Below are 15,457 nucleotides of genomic sequence, written 5' to 3'. Positions count from 1 at the left end.
TTTCAGGAAGTTAATGGCGGTTCATATCAAGAATCGCATCAAATACAGACTGTGGAAGCTCAACTTGATTTTTTTGTCCTTGACGGCGCATTTGTTGTTGTTTCTTTGAGGTCTTGCTTGAAGCAGCAGCAGCTTTCCGTAGAGGTGGAATATTACCACGACTAATCACACGACCTTCCACAAGTGCTTGGACAGGCATTTGCTGCAATTTACGTGGTACTAATTCAGTTAACTTTTGGACAATGTCTTGCGCAAATTGATCAACGCGGAGACGGTGCATGACAAAAGTTAGCGCATCGACTGGCGTATAATCAATCTGAATATCGAGACGGACTAAATCTGATTCATCATAGTCATCTCGTTCGGTTGATAGCGTTGCGAAACCGTGAGAAACGGATTTAAGTTCGTTGAAAAAATCATAAGCAATTTCAGAAATGGGCATTTTATAGGTAATGAGGAGCATGTCGCCAATGGTTTCTAAATCTTGAAGCGTCCCCCGACGGCTTTCTGCTAAGCGCATAATGTCATTAAGCTGGTGATCAGGGGCGGTGATTTTGGCCATCACGTATGGCTCCTCAACTTTGGTAATCAAATGATAATCTGGGAATTGGGTTGGATTTTCAATATATAGGGGCTTGGCTTCATTTTTGACACTAACACGATAGGTTGAATTAGGCATTGTCGTTAAAACATCTAAGCCAAATTCAGCTTGAAGCCGTTCACGAATAATTTGCAAATGGAAAATACCTAAGAAACCGCCACGGAAGCCCATGCCAAGTGCTTCAGATTGTTCGGGCTCATAGTGGAACGCAGCGTCGTTTAGTGCTAATTTTTCAATCGCAATTTTAAGTTCCTTATATTCACCATCATGGGGATAAATTCCCGCATACACCATCGGCTCAATCGTCTGATAACCTGGGAAAGGATTAGCTGTTGGTTGCTTTTTATCCGTTACTGTATCTCCGACTTGAATCGCATGCGCATCTTTAATTCCAGTCATAATATAGCCAACATCGCCGGCTGACAATTCATCGGTTGGTGTGGCTAATGGCGTATAGAAGCCAATTTCTTTTGGTTGGGCATTCACATTTTGGGCCATAAAATTCAACATCATATTTTTGGTTAAGACACCGTCAAAAATACGTGCTTGGACCAAAATGCCTTGATAAGGATCAAATTTTGTATCAAAAATTAAGCCTTTTAAGGGGGCTTCTGGATTACCAGCGGGGGCAGGGAGACGGTCAAGGATGGCGAGTAAGACGTCATCAACCCCGAGTCCACTCTTAGCAGAAATGCGTAAGGTGGCTGCTTCAGTAAAATTAGCATCTAAATCAAGCAGTTCCGCCTGTGTTTTCTCAATATCAGCCATTTGATTATCAATTTTGTTGATAATGGGGATGATGGTCAGATTAGCATCCTTGGCAAGACGATAATTAGCGACAGTTTGTGCTTGAACCCCTTTGGTTGCGTCAACCAGTAGGAGGACACCATCAGTCGCTGACAGACTACGTGAAACCTCATAGTTAAAATCGACGTGGCCAGGTGTATCGATTAAGTTGTATTCATATTCAACACCATCTGGATCAACGTAATAATTACGGACTGTTCTTGATTTAACGGTAACACCATGCAATTGTTCGACGGCCAAGTCATCTAGTAATTGATCACTAGTTTCGCGTGAACTGACGGTATTAGTGGATTCCATAATCCGGTCAGCTAAGGTCGATTTTCCGTGATCGATATGGGCAATGATGGCAAAGTTACGGATATATTTTTGTTCTTTTGACATAAGGTCCTCTTTGAATTTGCAGTTAAGCTATGTAAGCTAATTATAAGCATTTTATCATTAGTATTGAGCAATTAAAAAGTTAATCAGGTATAATTTAGATTAATTTGAATTTGTCGGAAAAGAGGGATGACATGATTACATTTGAACCAATTATGGATGAACAATACTGGGAAAAAATTTACCTAGAAGCATTTCCTGAGCGCGAGCGGACTCCATATGCAGAATTGAAGGCGTTAGCTGACGAAAAGTCTCAGATTAAAATGCGTACAATTATGCAGGATGCTAAGCCAATTGGCTTGCTGGTGTGGGTTGAAATTACCACACATAAGGCTTTTATCCTCTATTTTGCAGTTGATCAAAGTTTACGTGGCGGTGGCTTCGGTTCAAAGATTTTGACAGCTTTAAAAGCCAAATTTGATGAAGGTATTATTTTAGAAGCTGAGTATCGGACGCCAGAGGCTGAAAATGCTGAACAACGGGAGCGTCGGTATGCCTTTTATGAAAAAAATCAAGTGACCGATTCAGGATTTGCCTCACGTGCTTTTGGTGGTATTTACCATTTGATGCGTTCTGATGTGCGAGTGACGGTCGAAGATTATTTACAAGCTGTCCAAGTTTTAAGTGACTACCCAACTGCAGTGGCACCAAGCCACAGTATTTTAGCATTGTTTCCAAATGCCTAAGCCAAGCATAGTTTTTGTTGATGCCTGATAGGGCAGTGATTGTGCTACAATAAAGGGAACAAGCTGTCACAAGTCAACTGGCTTCATGACAAAAAAGGTCCTCAAGTTAGAGGAAAGTAGATTAGAGGAACAAGTATGTCAAAATTATCAATTGTCGTGCCGGTCTTTAATGAGGAAGAAGCAATTCCAATATTCTTTCAGGCAATTGAACGAGTACACCAAAATTTATCAGAATACGACTTTGAATATTGGTTTATTGATGATGGATCAACTGATCAATCCATGTCAGCAATAAAGCAACTACAAACGCAAAGTGAATGGGTGCATTATGTGCAATTTTCAAGAAATTTTGGTAAGGAGGCGGCCATTTACGCTGGATTAGAACATGCTAGCGGCGATTATGTGGCGCTCATGGACGTGGATTTACAAGATCCGCCGGAATTACTTCCTGAAATGTTGGATGGCGTGGCATCGGATGAATGGGATATGGTTGGTTCGCGCAGAATTAACCGTGTTGGTGAGCCACCGGTGCGCACATTTTTCTCAAATTTGTTTTATAAGTTGATCAACAAAATTTCAGCAACCCATTTAGTAAATGGTGCTCGTGATTACCGTGTCATGAATCGCCAAGTTGTGAATGCAATTTTAAGTGATGGTGAGTATAACCGGTTTTCAAAGGGAATCGTGGCTTGGGTTGGTTTTCGACAAAAGTATATTCCGTTTGAAAATGTTGAACGAGTGGCCGGCAAAACGTCTTGGTCATTTTGGTCATTATTAAAGTATTCAGTCGAAGGGATTGTGGCGTTCTCACAAGTGCCACTTACCGTGATTGGAATTTTGGGAGTGGTTTCGTTTATTACATCAATCATAGGTGCATTGCTTATCTTTTTGCGCGCGTTGCTCGTACCGCACTCAGCCGTTGGTGGTTGGCCATCATTGGTTGTGATTATCCTATTTATGGGTGGCATTCAGTTGTTGAGTTTAGGAATTGTTGGTCGATACGTGGCAGCCATTTATTTGGAGACCAAGCACCGACCGATTTATATTGCACGGGAAGTTAAATAAAAAAAAGCCGCTCAAAGCGGCTTTTTTTATTTGTCTTGTTGCGCATCGCTTAAAATACGGCGAGCAATCGATTCAGTTGTGACTAAGTCGGTTAGAAGGTTACCGCGTAAAGCACCTAAGGCAGCTTGAGTCTTAAATTTACTTTTTACGACGCCAAAACGACGCGGTGTGGCTAAAATTTCTGGAATTGATAGTCCAAAAACTTTATCATGCTCTGATGTAAGAAATTGTCCGTTTTTATCATATGGACGACCATATAACATACCGGCAATTTCATCTGGATTAACATCTTCGAGAATGGCAGAGCGGTTTTCTTGCCAAGTCGGAATACTATCTAGTGAACTAAGCGTTCCTAGAGCTGTAAATAACAAATCCATTTTCCGAGCAGCTTCAAAAGCCGGTTTAACGGCAATTTCTTGTGCCATGGTATTACGGACATTGTCATCAATAATGTATAAGGGGCCAGTCATGGTTAAATATTCCGCTGAAAATTTAGCAGCAGCTAATTCAACCATGCGCATTGATCCGGCTGCTGATTTATACTTCATATTTTCCCCAATAAATTGGGTGAAAGTTACATTTTCTAATACAGAGGCTGGGAAGTAGTTAATAATATTAAAAATTGTTCCACCCCAAGTTAGGCCAACGATTTTGCTTTGGCTAATCATGGGCGCTAGTTGGTGTGCGGCATAATTTAAGACATTATCAATCGTCTCAGTCGGACTAATATTATCTTTTAAAATATAAATATGTGGGATTGCGAACTCTTTTTGGAAAGTTTTCTCTAATTCTAGATTACGTGGGTTTGGCGCTGCAATGTTAATTGTCACTATGCCTTCCCGCCGTGCATCGTCTAAATATTTATTAATTAAATAACGACTTAAATGGTACTTTTCAGAAAGCTCCGCTAATGATAGTTGTGAAAGATAATAATCTTGCGCTAAATTAGCTAATAGTTCATGTTGATTTGACTTATCTGGCATATTGCTTTGGGGTTCCTTTTGTATAAATAAATGCTGACTTTTAGATTAACACAGTTAATTTCAAAAATGAAATATAGTTTAATTTTCTTAAACAAGCCCAAAAGATTAGTCTGACCATGCTCGCAGTGATATACCAATTGATATGCCCTTTTTTAAAGGGAAATATGAGATTATCTCTCATAACAAGAGTCGTAAAAGTGCATTGGAGTCAGCTTTCGGGCGCAATGTTACAGTTTTGTAATTTTAATATTACGTGTTTTCTAACATTTGAAACCTCAATGGCATATACCTGTGATTTTTGATTGCTACACTAAATAGGTACCGTATTAAAACGATATAATTCTGTTTGACCGAAAAATAGAAGTGCGGTAACATGAACTTGTTAAGAAAATCTAAAGATATTTAATAAAAAATAAAGAAGTAATAAAGAACCAAATGATAACGGCAAGTTATCATCAAGGAGCAATTATGGAACACATTAAGATGTACAAAAGTGGTAAGTTTTGGGTAAGTTCAGTAGTAACAACCCTTGGAGCTGCTGCAGCCCTAGTTGGTGGTGCAAGTTCAGCCCATGCCGATGCTACTGACACAAATGCCAATGCTAACCAAAAGACAACGACTGGCACAACTAATAATGCTGATGGGGATGATGCTGTTGCTTCAGTTGCGGATTTACAAACACAAATTGAAGCAGCCATGCAAGCAAATCCAACGAATGCACAAACAAGTACTGAGCAGTCACAAAGTACAACTTCACAACAAAGTGAAGCCAAGTCTTCTACTGATCAATCAGCAGCTGCTACTTCAACTGCAAGTCAACAAGCAGCCAGTCAATCAGCTACTGCATCAAGTGCAAATGCTAGTCAAAGTGTTCAAACAGAATCAAAGGCTGCATCAACACAAACTTCAGCAACGACTTCAACGCAAAAGAGTACTGCAAGTAGTCAATCTGTAGCTGAGTCAACACAAAAGAGTACAGTAAGTTCAACGAGTGCTGCTAAGTCTACGGCAACAAGTCAAAAGACATCAACGAGTGTTGCTAAGTCTACGGCAACAAGTCAAAAGACATCAACGAGTGCTGCTAAGTCTACAGCGACAAGTCAAAAGGCAACAACGAGTGCTGCCAAGTCTACAGCAACAAAGTCAACGACTTCAGCAACTAGCAAATCTACGGCTGCACAATCAAGTACAACAAGCGTTAAGAAGACGACGACGGTTACGAAAAAGTCAGTTCAAACTGCAAGTACTTATAACTATTCAGCAACGCAAAAAGCAAATGCTCGCGATTTGTATAAGTACTTTAAGGCCCGCGGTTGGACTCGTAATGCCGTTGCCGGTATGCTTGGAAATATGACTATTGAAAGTTATTTGTTACCAGACATCACTGAAATTGGTGGTGGTGGCGGTTATGGCCTTGTGCAATGGACCCCAGCAAGTAAGTTGATCAATTGGTGTAAAGCTAATGGTTACGACTATCGAACACTAACTGGCCAAGCAGCCATGATTCAATATGAGATGACGCATAATAAGCAGTTCTTCCCAAGTTACTATAGTAGTATGACGGCTGCGCAATACATGAAGAGTAAGGATTCAGCCTTTAACTTGGCGATGGTCTTCATGAATAATTATGAACGTCCATATGATTCTTACCAACCTGTTCGCGGTAATATTGCGACGTATTGGTATAACTATTTGGCTCAATTTGACGTCACAACAGGTTATAAGACTGTTAATGGTAAAACTTATTTCTACAATGCCTCAGGACAAAAGATTAGTGGTTTCCATCGCAATGCCAATAAGGCTTTGGAGTACTTTGATCCAACGACCAAGGCTCGTGTTGAGAACAAGACGATTACCGTTAAGGGCAATACGTATTATTTCCAAAAGAATGGTTTAGCTTATAGTGGTTTCAAGACGGTTGATGGTAAGTTAGGTTATTATGATGCTAAGACGAATATCTTAGCGCGCAACCGTAAGATTAATATTGGTGGTAAGACCTACTTCTTTGCGCCAGCTGGTTATGCTGTAACTGGTTTCCACAAGACTGTTTCAAATGACATTGAGTACTATAACCCAACCACGAAGGTACGGACTGAAAACAAGTCATTAACGATTAATGGCAAGTACTATACCTTTAAGAGTAATGGAGCAGCAGCGTCTGGCTTCTACCGTAATGCCAACAAGGCTTTGCAATACTTTGATCCAACGACTAAGGCTCGTCTTCAAGATAAGACGATTACCATTAAGGGCAATACGTATTATTTCCAAAAGAATGGTCTAGCTTATAGTGGTTTCAAGACGGTTAATGGTAAGTTGGGTTATTATGATGCCAACAACAATATCTTGGCCCGTAACCGTAAGATTAAGATTGGTGGTAAGACCTACTTCTTTGCGCCAGGTGGTTATGCTGTAACTGGCTTCCACAAGACTGTCACGGGTGATATTGAATATTATGATCCACAAACGCATGCGCGTGTTGAAAATAAATCACTAACGATTGATGGAAAGTACTATACCTTCAAGAGTAATGGGGCGGCAGCGTCTGGCTTCTACCGTAATGCCAATAAGGCTTTGCAATATTTTGATCCAACGACTAAGGCGCGTGTTGAAGATAAGACGATTACCATTAAGGGCAATACGTACTATTTCCAAAAGAATGGTTTGGCTTATAGTGGTTTCAAGACGGTTAATGGTAAGTTGGGCTACTACGATGCCAACAACAATATTTTGGCCCGTAACCGTAAGATTAATATTGATGGCACGACATATTTCTTTGCACCTGGTGGCTATGCCGTAACTGGTTTCCACAAGACGGTTACAGGTGATATTGAATATTATGATCCTGAAACGTATGGTCGAGTTGAAAATAAATCATTAACCATTGACGGAAAGTACTATACTTTCAAGAGCAATGGGGCAGCAGTATCTGGATTCCATCGAGATGCTAATAATGCGTTGCAATACTTTGATCCAACGACTAAGGCTCGTGTTGAAGACAAGACGATTACCGTTAAGGGCAATACGTATTATTTCCAAAAGAATGGTTTAGCTTACAGTGGCTTTAAGACGGTTAATGGTAAGTTGGGTTATTATGATGCCAACAACAATATTTTGGCCCGTAACCGTAAGATTAATATTGATGGTACAACTTACTTCTTTGCACCAGCCGGTTATGCGGTAACTGGTTTTCATAAAACGGTTACCAATGATACGGAATACTATGATCCTAAAACTTATGGTCGTGTTGAAAATAAGCAAGTAACCATTGATGGAAAAACTTATTATTTTGATGCAATTGGGGCGATGGTGCACGGAGTCCGTGTATTAGACGCAAACACAATTGAGTATTATGACCCAGCAACGGGCGCACAAGTTAAAAATACGACTATGGTAATTAATGGGGTTAAATACACCTTTGATGCCAATGGTCGTGGCACACGTGCCTAATCGGATTAAAAAGTAAAAGTACAAGATGAACCTTATTCGTTAAAGAAAGCTAACGGATGAGGTTTTTTCTATGCTGGCGAATCCAACCACAATCGGCATTAAAATAAGGTTACTTTGGATGCATACATGATTACTCCCGAATATCCTAGGTAGCTTAATATTTTGAAATTAGACTGCTGTTAAAAGTAAAATGTACTCTTCGAAGACATTTCACAAAAAATGTTAGTTTTTGATTTTTCCTTTATCAAATTTATGGTACACTATTGGTCTGTTACGTTTTATAGGGGGAAACATAATGACCGATATCTTTGACGCAGGTGAACCGACGAGTTTAGAAGCAATTATGACGAATAATGCTTGGCGTGAGCGGCAAGAAAATGAGTTATCAAAACAATATCCTGAACAAACTATCCTTTCATTTAGGCTTGATGTACCTGGCTTGATTAAGCAAAGCCCAACTTTGGTTGATATTTTTAGTGATAGTATGCGGCGCTTAGAGCGACTATTTCGACCAATGTTGACTTACCGGGTAGATGATTTACAACGGGTAACAGGACCAGAAGCTTTTTTGGTATTGAATGAATGCCAAACGGCGGTACAAATGTTGACATATCGTTTTGAACAAACTGATCCTTTGGGGTATATGTTTAATCTTGATGTGGTCAATTTAGATCCTGCGGCAAATCAATTTTCAAGACACGAACTTGGTTTTCCTGAAAAAGCTTGTGTCGTTTGTGGTGATGACGCTAAGATCTGTATGGGTGTTCAAAAACATTCAATTGATGAAGTGACTCGGACCTTCAATCAACGTTATACGTTCTACGTAAATAAATTACGTGTTGCTAAATAATATAAAAAAGACTCGAAAAGCAGTTAGCTTTTCGAGTCTTTTCGTTTAGTTATTAGCGGCATCAATGGCATCAATAACTGCTGAACGGAATGCATTCTTTTCTAAGGCAACGACACCACGAATCGTTGAACCACCTGGGGTAGTAACTTGATCCTTAAGAACGTCTGGGGCTGTCTTAGTTTCTTGCATCAGTGTTGCACTACCCTTGACCATGCTTGCAGCTGCCTGATACGCAAGATCACGGCTAAGACCATTTTTAACTGCAGCATCACCGAGTGCAGCTAAGAAGACATCAACAAAGGCAGGGCCACAGCCGGTTACTGTACCGAAGATATTAAATTGCTTTTCAGGCACAATAAAGACATCACCTAATTGTTGCAAGAATGCTTCAATTTCATCAGCATCTTTAACTTGGTTACCAAGGGCAACGCCTAAAGTTCCTTGGTTGACTTCGACTGGGGTGTTAGGCATTAGCAAAGCAACTGGGTTGTTTGGGAAAATTTCTTGGATATCATCCAATTTTACACCACCAGCTGCTGACAAAATAATGGTTTCTTCGTCCAAGCCTGAAATCTCTTTCATCACATCAAGCGTGATGGGAGCAGGAGTTGTAAAGATTAAGAACTTAGGCTTTGCAGCAACTAATTCTTGATTATCAGTGACAACTTTAACGTTTTGCTTATCAGCATAGTTTTGCATTGCTGAGTTGAGTCGATGGTTGCTAAGAATTAAATCAGAACCATCCATCTTGTTTAATAAACCATTTACAATGGCTTGACCCATATGGCCAACACCAATCATACCAACTTCCATTGTTGAGACCTCCATCTAACTATAATTTCATACTATTGTAACATAATTAAGGAAGCATGATGAAAGATGCTTAAACAATTGTGTTATGTTTTTCCCTTAACAAAAATTTCGGAATATGCTTCATTTTGTAATCTAATCACTGAATATTGCAAAAATACGACAAAGCGTCATTAGCTCTTAATCGAAGTGTTAATAGAAGAAAGTATACGTTTTATATTCAGTGGTACAATGAATTTATTGAGTAAGATTTACTAAATTTTTAGGGAGGTACTGGATGAACTTAATTGCCGTCTACGGAATCGTAACGATCATTATTTCCTCAGTTGGATTAATGTTGTTAATGTTCTTTACAGAAAAAAATAAGCGTAAAAAACTACAAATAACGAATAACAATATCACGCTTCGTGAATTGTTTACACTGTATCGCTTCAACGCGAGTCTGCAAATGGATAAACTTAATCGATTTGTGGTTGCGATTGATGTGAATGGATTTAATGATGTGCTAGCAGATTTACGAAATCAGGCAATTGCGGTCCAGAATGCGTCAGACAAAATTCGTCAACGCGAAGCCTACTTAAAATTTGTTGGCATGTATTATCAAACCAATGAAAAAATGAATCGGGCCTTACGTGTTAAGCCTGGTATCGTCGAGTATTTAAAAATCGGATTCACAATCGCACTCTTGATTGGATTGATGTTGGTATTTGTCCCACTTGTAGGGTTCCAATTATTCCAATTTGGGACTGATTTTACTTTCATCTTAGACCGGGCAGGTATTTTTACAGTTAGCTTGGCCGGTCTAGCGTTCATTTCAATGATTGTTTATGCCATTCAAATAAAAGCAATTCATATTTAATTAGACGACTAAAGAGTCGTCTTTTTTTATGTGCTCAGATAATGTAGTAAAATTGTATGAAGATGGAGGATGATGATGGCATATTTAACGACGCAAGATCAGGTACAAATTTATTATGAAGAGGCAGGAAACCCACAAGGCCAACCGATGATTTTGATTCATGGTTATGGTGGAAGCCATGCTGAATATTTAGAACAAGTGCGTTATTTTAGCGCGTTTGACTATCGTGTCATTAGTTATGATCTGCGTAATCATGGTAGGTCAGGGCGGACACATAGGGGCATGCGGGTAGCCCGATTAGGCGCAGATTTAGCAGAGCTCATCGATACCTTAGCTTTAGATCAAGTCATTTTAATTGGACATTCAATGGGGGCAGCGACGGTTTGGTCCTATTTAAACAATTTCTCCAATACAAATGTCGCTAGTATTGTCACAATCGATGAATCACCGAAGGCACTCAATGATGCAGAATGGTCATTTGGGCTATTAGATACACGGCTAGATAATCTGGAACAGAGTTTAAAAAAGATTCAACAAATCAAAATGACGGTACAACGTCTTCCAGATGATACTTATCATGCTATTCGCGCTTTGCAAGCAGATTACCCATTTGATTACCAAGCGACGGAACCATTATTGTTAGATCATTTGGTACAAGATTGGCGTGATGTCGTTGCTGCTAAAGCAACTAGTCCACACTTGATGGTAACGGGTGGGGAATCCCCCTTGTGGTCAAATAAATATGTGCAGGCTTGTCAAAATTTTGCTGAAGGAACGATTGAGGCAACTAATATCCCAGAAACGGGGCATTTACCACATGTTGAAAAGCCAGAAGCAGTTAATCCAATCATTTTAGATTTTATTTCTGCTCATAAGTCTTGCTAAAGAGGCTTTTTTTGTAGATTTTATTGTGAAATATATAACTTATAAACGAAATCATAAACATATTAAGCGCATTGGGGTTGAATGGAATAAACAAGCACCCTAAATTTATTTATTAATATAGATATATTAAATAAGGTTATTAGTAATAATAAAATATTGTGAAACTTTGCCAATCGATTGCATAAAAGGCTTGTAAAAACAAAAAGATGTTCTAGAATAATATTTGTGAAGTAATTAACTAACTAAACAAGGCGAAGCGGATTTAGTTGAGTAACCAATTTTTTTAAATCTTCAACCAAGTGGGTTGAAATTTAATAAAATGAGTTTATTATAGTAAATGTAAACGGTTTCATAACTTTGGCGCTTCACTGAAGTTAGAGTTCAGAATTTATGGAGGATGTTACAATGCGTGCTTTAGTATTAAATGGCATTAAAGAAATGGCAATTGAGGATATTCAAAAGCCTGAGTTAAAACCAAATGAGGTCCGTGTCGATACTGCATATGCTGGTATCTGTGGAACTGATAAAGGTTTGTATGCTGGACTACCTGGATCAGCTGATGCGGTTCCACCAATTGTGCTAGGCCACGAAAATTCAGGAGTTATTTCTGAAGTTGGTTCAAATGTGACTGATTTTAAAGTTGGTGATCGTGTGACTGTTGACCCTAACATTTATGATGGTACTTGTGAGTACTGCCGTACGGGTCGTCCAGAATTATGTGATAACTTGGACGCCGTTGGTGTGACACGGAATGGTGGTTTCGAAGAAAGCTTTACTGCACCAGCTTCAGTGGTTTACCATGTGCCAGATAATGTTTCATTGCGTGCCGCAGCTGTAACTGAGCCAATTTCATGTGCTGTCCACGGTATGAAATTGTTAAAGTTTACACCATATCAAAAGGCATTAGTTATTGGTGATGGCTTCATGGGTGAGTTATTTGTACAATTATTGCAAGCTTATGGTGTCCACCAAGTTGACTTGGCTGGTGTTGTTCAAGAAAAGTTGGACTTCAACCAAGAAAAGTTTGGAGTAACAAATACTTTCAATACTGCAAATGGTGATAAGATTCCAGCTGACTATGATGTTGTCATTGAGGCGGTTGGAATGCCACAAACTCAAGAAGAAGCCATTGAAGCAACCAAGAAGGGTGCTCAAGTCATGATGTTTGGTGTTGGAAAGCCTGAGCAAACTTTCTCAATGAACACATACCAAGTCTTCAAGAAGCAACTTACTATCCAAGGTTCATTCATTAACCCACATGCCTTTGAAGATTCATTGGCTTTGCTTTCATCAGGTAAGTTAGATGTTGAACCATTGATTTCACATGAGTTGGATCTTTCTGAAGTTCAAAGTTACTTAGATGGAGAAATTACAGGTGTTTCAAAGGCCATTGCTAAGGTCAGCGGAGCAAAGTAATGACAGAAAATGAATCCAATACGAAAATTTCAATGACTGCATCAATTATGTATTTTGTGTTGTCATTGGTCATTAATTCGTTGGGGAATGTCTTAACAATCGTGACTAGTGCACATGTGATTCCTGGATTTTTGGGATCAGCGTATTGGACGGCAGCCCAAAACAACTTGGGAATCGCGCTTCACTGGAATCTATTCTGGACGTTTTTAATCTTTGGGATGTTAATCTCATTATTAAATGCCTTACTAGTTGGTAAATTTGATATCAAGCGGATTTTGGGTAACTTAATTTTCATGGTACCATTTTCCGCTTTGATTCAAGTATTTTCAGGTTTCTTCATGCCTCTGCTACCTGATGCAAAGACGTGGCCAATGTGGATTTTATATACTGCGATTAATTTCTTGGGTGTTTTCTTCATTGGAATTGCCATTTCAATCTATCAACGTGTAAATTTGGTATTGCATCCTGCCGATGATTTAATGCAAATTCTACGGTTTAAGTACTTTAATGGTAAAGCGGGAATTGCCATGTGGGCTTCATATATTCCGCCAACCATTATGGCAATCATTGCCTATTTGATTAATCACACATTCCAAAACTTTGGTTTGGGAACGATCTTTGCTTTCTTCTTCCAGGGTAGCATTACTGGCTGGGGTGATAAGCATGTCTTTCCAAATCTAAAGCATCAACGACTAGAAGTCGGGGAGACTAAATAATGCAAAATGAAGTAAACGAATATACAACAGGCTTGCAACATATCGGGATTCCAACTCGTGACATGGAAGCTACTAAAGAATTTTGGACTAAGCTGGGCTTTAACATCAAAGGAGAATTTATGAACGGTGATGTTCAAGTGAAATTCTTTGAGTATAAGGGTGTTGTCATTGAGGCTTGGGAAGGCACAGACGAAGAGGCTAATGAAACGGTTGGTGCAATTAACCACATTTCATTGGACACCACTGATGCTGATGCGCTCTTTAAGGAGTTCCAAAAATCAGATTTTGTCCTATTAAATGACGAAGTGCAACACTTGCCATTCTGGGATAACGGGATTAAGTTTTTCAACATTCAAGGACCTGACAAGCAAATTGTTGAGTTCTGTGAAATTGTTAAATAATTAAAAAGAAAAGTCATTCAAAAATTGGATGGCTTTTCTTTTATATTTTTCTAATTTGTAACCATTCTAATTTAGAGTTATAATATGAGCAACAAAATAAATGGAGGGCAATGATGCAATTACAAGTTGATGATTTAGGTGTCAGTTATGACAACGTTTCAGTATTTGATCACGTTAATTTTAGTGTTCAAGATGATGATTGGTTAACCATTACAGGAGAGTCGGGGAGTGGAAAAAGTACCTTACTCCGAGTGATTGCGGGGCTTTTAGACGCAGATCGTGGCATCGTAAAACTTGAAGGTAAGCCACAATGGGATTATGACATTAGTGAATATCGCCAGGAGGTGTCATATGCGGTGCAATCTGCTCAATTATTTGGTCAAACAGTCCGTGATAATTTGAATTTGCCATTTGACGTACGAAATCAAAAACCAGATGAGCAACGGCAATTGACCTTACTCCGGGCGATGGAATTACCCGAAGATTTTATTGATAAAAATGTGCACGAATTATCTGGGGGGCAACGGCAAAGAGTTGGGGTGGCCCGTAACTTGCTGTTTCCACCTAAGGTATTGTTGTTAGATGAAATTTCAACGGGACTTGATGAAGATACAAAACACACAATTTGGTCCTTAATTCAAAGCATGCAGACAAAATATCATTTTGCGGTGTTGTCAGTTACGCATGATGGCGATGAAATTAAACATGCTAATCAGTTAATGCGTTTAGAAAATGGAAAGGCGGAGGTTTATGAATACGCAAATTAATGTCAGTAATTGGTCACTGATTTTGTCATTTGGGTTAGTCTTTATTTCATTGGCAATCAGTTATCAACAAAAGCTACATTTAGAGAAAGATACAATTATTTCAGTTGCCCGCGCAATTATTCAATTAATCATTGTTGGATATTTATTGAAGTTTGTCTTCCAAATTGATAACACTTGGCTAACGTTAATTATGGCAGCTTTGATTGTCTTCAACGCTGCGCGCAATGCCAAGTATCGCAGTAATGGAATTCCTGGAGCCTTTGGGATTGCAGCTGTTGGATTGAGTTTATCGACGGTTATCACTGTGGGGATTTTGGTCTTAACGGGTGTGATTAAATTTGCACCATATCAATTAATTCCGGTGACTGGAATGGTCGCGGGAAATTCTATGACGGCGATGGGACTTGTCTTTAGAAACTTAAATCAGCAATTTAATGATCAACAAGAAGTGGTACAAGAACGTTTAGCTTTGGGAGCTAGTCCTAAGCTAGCTACGGGTGATATTGCTAAAGAAGCCATTCGAACGGGGATGCAACCAACAATTGATTCAGTTCGGACTTATGGGTTGGTTTCTTTACCAGGGATGATGACAGGGTTAATCATGGCTGGTGTAGATCCAATTCATGCGATTAAGTATCAAATTGTCGTTGTCTTCATGTTGCTTTCTGCAACTGGCATTGCATCAGTCTATGGTAGTTATATGGCGACTCGGCGCTTTTATAATGGACATTGGCAACTCACTTTGCCAAAGGCTAAGTAAGTATATATGTCAAAATTATCAGAAAT

The 15,457-nt window shown here is 39.2% G+C and carries 14 protein-coding genes; 11 read left to right on the top strand and 3 right to left on the bottom strand.

Annotation, left to right across the window (positions count from 1 at the left end):
- Positions 1-10 precede the first annotated feature (10 nt).
- Positions 11-1,789: a translation elongation factor 4 gene (gene lepA / locus JOC36_RS02860; RefSeq protein ID WP_205145001.1), complete on the bottom strand. Its 1,779-nt coding sequence runs from the start codon at positions 1,787-1,789 to the stop codon at positions 11-13.
- 131 nt (positions 1,790-1,920) lie between these two features.
- On the opposite strand from lepA, the gene JOC36_RS02855 reads away from it, so the two are divergent.
- Positions 1,921-2,472 (top strand): GNAT family N-acetyltransferase, encoded by a 552-nt coding sequence (locus JOC36_RS02855; protein WP_205145000.1) that lies wholly within the window; start codon positions 1,921-1,923, stop codon positions 2,470-2,472.
- 135 nt (positions 2,473-2,607) lie between these two features.
- Positions 2,608-3,537 carry a glycosyltransferase family 2 protein gene (locus JOC36_RS02850; protein ID WP_205144999.1) on the top strand — a complete coding sequence of 310 codons (930 nt, stop codon included), beginning with the start codon at positions 2,608-2,610 and terminating at the stop codon, positions 3,535-3,537.
- Between the two features lie 26 nt (positions 3,538-3,563).
- Here the strand turns inward: JOC36_RS02850 and JOC36_RS02845 are convergent, their stop codons facing one another.
- Positions 3,564-4,520, bottom strand: a complete 957-nt coding sequence (locus JOC36_RS02845; RefSeq protein WP_205144998.1) for a sugar-binding transcriptional regulator — start codon at positions 4,518-4,520, stop codon at positions 3,564-3,566.
- A 468-nt stretch (positions 4,521-4,988) separates the two neighbouring features.
- Between JOC36_RS02845 and JOC36_RS02840 the strand changes: the two genes are divergently transcribed.
- Both JOC36_RS02840 and citX read left to right on the top strand, forming a co-directional pair.
- Positions 4,989-7,967 carry a phage tail tip lysozyme gene (locus tag JOC36_RS02840; RefSeq protein WP_205144997.1) on the top strand — a complete coding sequence of 993 codons (2,979 nt, stop codon included), beginning with the start codon at positions 4,989-4,991 and terminating at the stop codon, positions 7,965-7,967.
- Between the two features lie 295 nt (positions 7,968-8,262).
- Complete coding sequence (gene citX, locus JOC36_RS02835; RefSeq protein WP_205144996.1) at positions 8,263-8,817, top strand: citrate lyase holo-[acyl-carrier protein] synthase; 555 nt, start codon at positions 8,263-8,265, stop codon at positions 8,815-8,817.
- A gap of 45 nt (positions 8,818-8,862) precedes the next feature.
- On the opposite strand, the gene proC is transcribed toward citX, so the two are convergent.
- Entirely contained in the window at positions 8,863-9,630 is a 768-nt protein-coding gene (gene proC / locus JOC36_RS02830; RefSeq protein WP_205144995.1) for a pyrroline-5-carboxylate reductase, read from the bottom strand.
- A gap of 274 nt (positions 9,631-9,904) precedes the next feature.
- On the opposite strand from proC, the gene JOC36_RS02825 reads away from it, so the two are divergent.
- From JOC36_RS02825 to JOC36_RS02795, 7 genes are all read left to right on the top strand, one after another.
- Positions 9,905-10,486: a hypothetical protein gene (locus tag JOC36_RS02825; protein ID WP_205144994.1), complete on the top strand. Its 582-nt coding sequence runs from the start codon at positions 9,905-9,907 to the stop codon at positions 10,484-10,486.
- Between the two features lie 75 nt (positions 10,487-10,561).
- Entirely contained in the window at positions 10,562-11,371 is an 810-nt protein-coding gene (locus JOC36_RS02820; protein ID WP_205144993.1) for an alpha/beta fold hydrolase, read from the top strand.
- A gap of 405 nt (positions 11,372-11,776) precedes the next feature.
- Positions 11,777-12,787 (top strand): zinc-dependent alcohol dehydrogenase family protein, encoded by a 1,011-nt coding sequence (locus JOC36_RS02815; protein WP_205144992.1) that lies wholly within the window; start codon positions 11,777-11,779, stop codon positions 12,785-12,787.
- Positions 12,787-13,503 (top strand): DUF6198 family protein, encoded by a 717-nt coding sequence (locus JOC36_RS02810; protein WP_205144991.1) that lies wholly within the window; start codon positions 12,787-12,789, stop codon positions 13,501-13,503. Before JOC36_RS02815 ends, JOC36_RS02810 begins: the two co-directional genes overlap by 1 nt.
- Positions 13,503-13,904 (top strand): VOC family protein, encoded by a 402-nt coding sequence (locus JOC36_RS02805; RefSeq protein WP_205144990.1) that lies wholly within the window; start codon positions 13,503-13,505, stop codon positions 13,902-13,904. The genes JOC36_RS02810 and JOC36_RS02805 overlap by 1 nt, the downstream gene beginning before the upstream one ends.
- 113 nt (positions 13,905-14,017) lie before the next feature.
- Positions 14,018-14,671, top strand: a complete 654-nt coding sequence (locus JOC36_RS02800; RefSeq protein WP_239517515.1) for an ABC transporter ATP-binding protein — start codon at positions 14,018-14,020, stop codon at positions 14,669-14,671.
- Positions 14,655-15,431, top strand: coding sequence for an ABC transporter permease (locus JOC36_RS02795; protein WP_205144988.1), 777 nt, complete (start codon positions 14,655-14,657; stop codon positions 15,429-15,431). Before JOC36_RS02800 ends, JOC36_RS02795 begins: the two co-directional genes overlap by 17 nt.
- The last annotated feature ends 26 nt before the right edge of the window (positions 15,432-15,457 follow it).

It is taken from the genome of Weissella uvarum (assembly GCF_016908785.1).
In the GTDB taxonomy this organism is placed as follows: Bacteria; Bacillota; Bacilli; order Lactobacillales; family Lactobacillaceae; genus Weissella; species Weissella uvarum.
The sequence above is the reverse complement of the archived record's forward strand: the minus strand, read 5'-3'. Positions and strand labels throughout refer to the sequence as shown.

Coding starts and splice junctions, on each gene's coding strand:
- JOC36_RS02825 (WP_205144994.1), top strand. CDS start 9,905: ATGAACTTAATTGCCGTCTACGGAATCGTAACGATCATTATTTCCTCA.
- JOC36_RS02845 (WP_205144998.1), bottom strand. CDS start 4,520: ATGCCAGATAAGTCAAATCAACATGAACTATTAGCTAATTTAGCGCAA.
- JOC36_RS02805 (WP_205144990.1), top strand. CDS start 13,503: ATGCAAAATGAAGTAAACGAATATACAACAGGCTTGCAACATATCGGG.
- JOC36_RS02800 (WP_239517515.1), top strand. CDS start 14,018: ATGCAATTACAAGTTGATGATTTAGGTGTCAGTTATGACAACGTTTCA.
- JOC36_RS02840 (WP_205144997.1), top strand. CDS start 4,989: ATGGAACACATTAAGATGTACAAAAGTGGTAAGTTTTGGGTAAGTTCA.
- JOC36_RS02855 (WP_205145000.1), top strand. CDS start 1,921: ATGATTACATTTGAACCAATTATGGATGAACAATACTGGGAAAAAATT.
- JOC36_RS02795 (WP_205144988.1), top strand. CDS start 14,655: ATGAATACGCAAATTAATGTCAGTAATTGGTCACTGATTTTGTCATTT.
- JOC36_RS02815 (WP_205144992.1), top strand. CDS start 11,777: ATGCGTGCTTTAGTATTAAATGGCATTAAAGAAATGGCAATTGAGGAT.
- citX (WP_205144996.1), top strand. CDS start 8,263: ATGACCGATATCTTTGACGCAGGTGAACCGACGAGTTTAGAAGCAATT.
- proC (WP_205144995.1), bottom strand. CDS start 9,630: ATGGAAGTTGGTATGATTGGTGTTGGCCATATGGGTCAAGCCATTGTA.
- JOC36_RS02820 (WP_205144993.1), top strand. CDS start 10,562: ATGGCATATTTAACGACGCAAGATCAGGTACAAATTTATTATGAAGAG.
- JOC36_RS02810 (WP_205144991.1), top strand. CDS start 12,787: ATGACAGAAAATGAATCCAATACGAAAATTTCAATGACTGCATCAATT.
- JOC36_RS02850 (WP_205144999.1), top strand. CDS start 2,608: ATGTCAAAATTATCAATTGTCGTGCCGGTCTTTAATGAGGAAGAAGCA.
- lepA (WP_205145001.1), bottom strand. CDS start 1,789: ATGTCAAAAGAACAAAAATATATCCGTAACTTTGCCATCATTGCCCAT.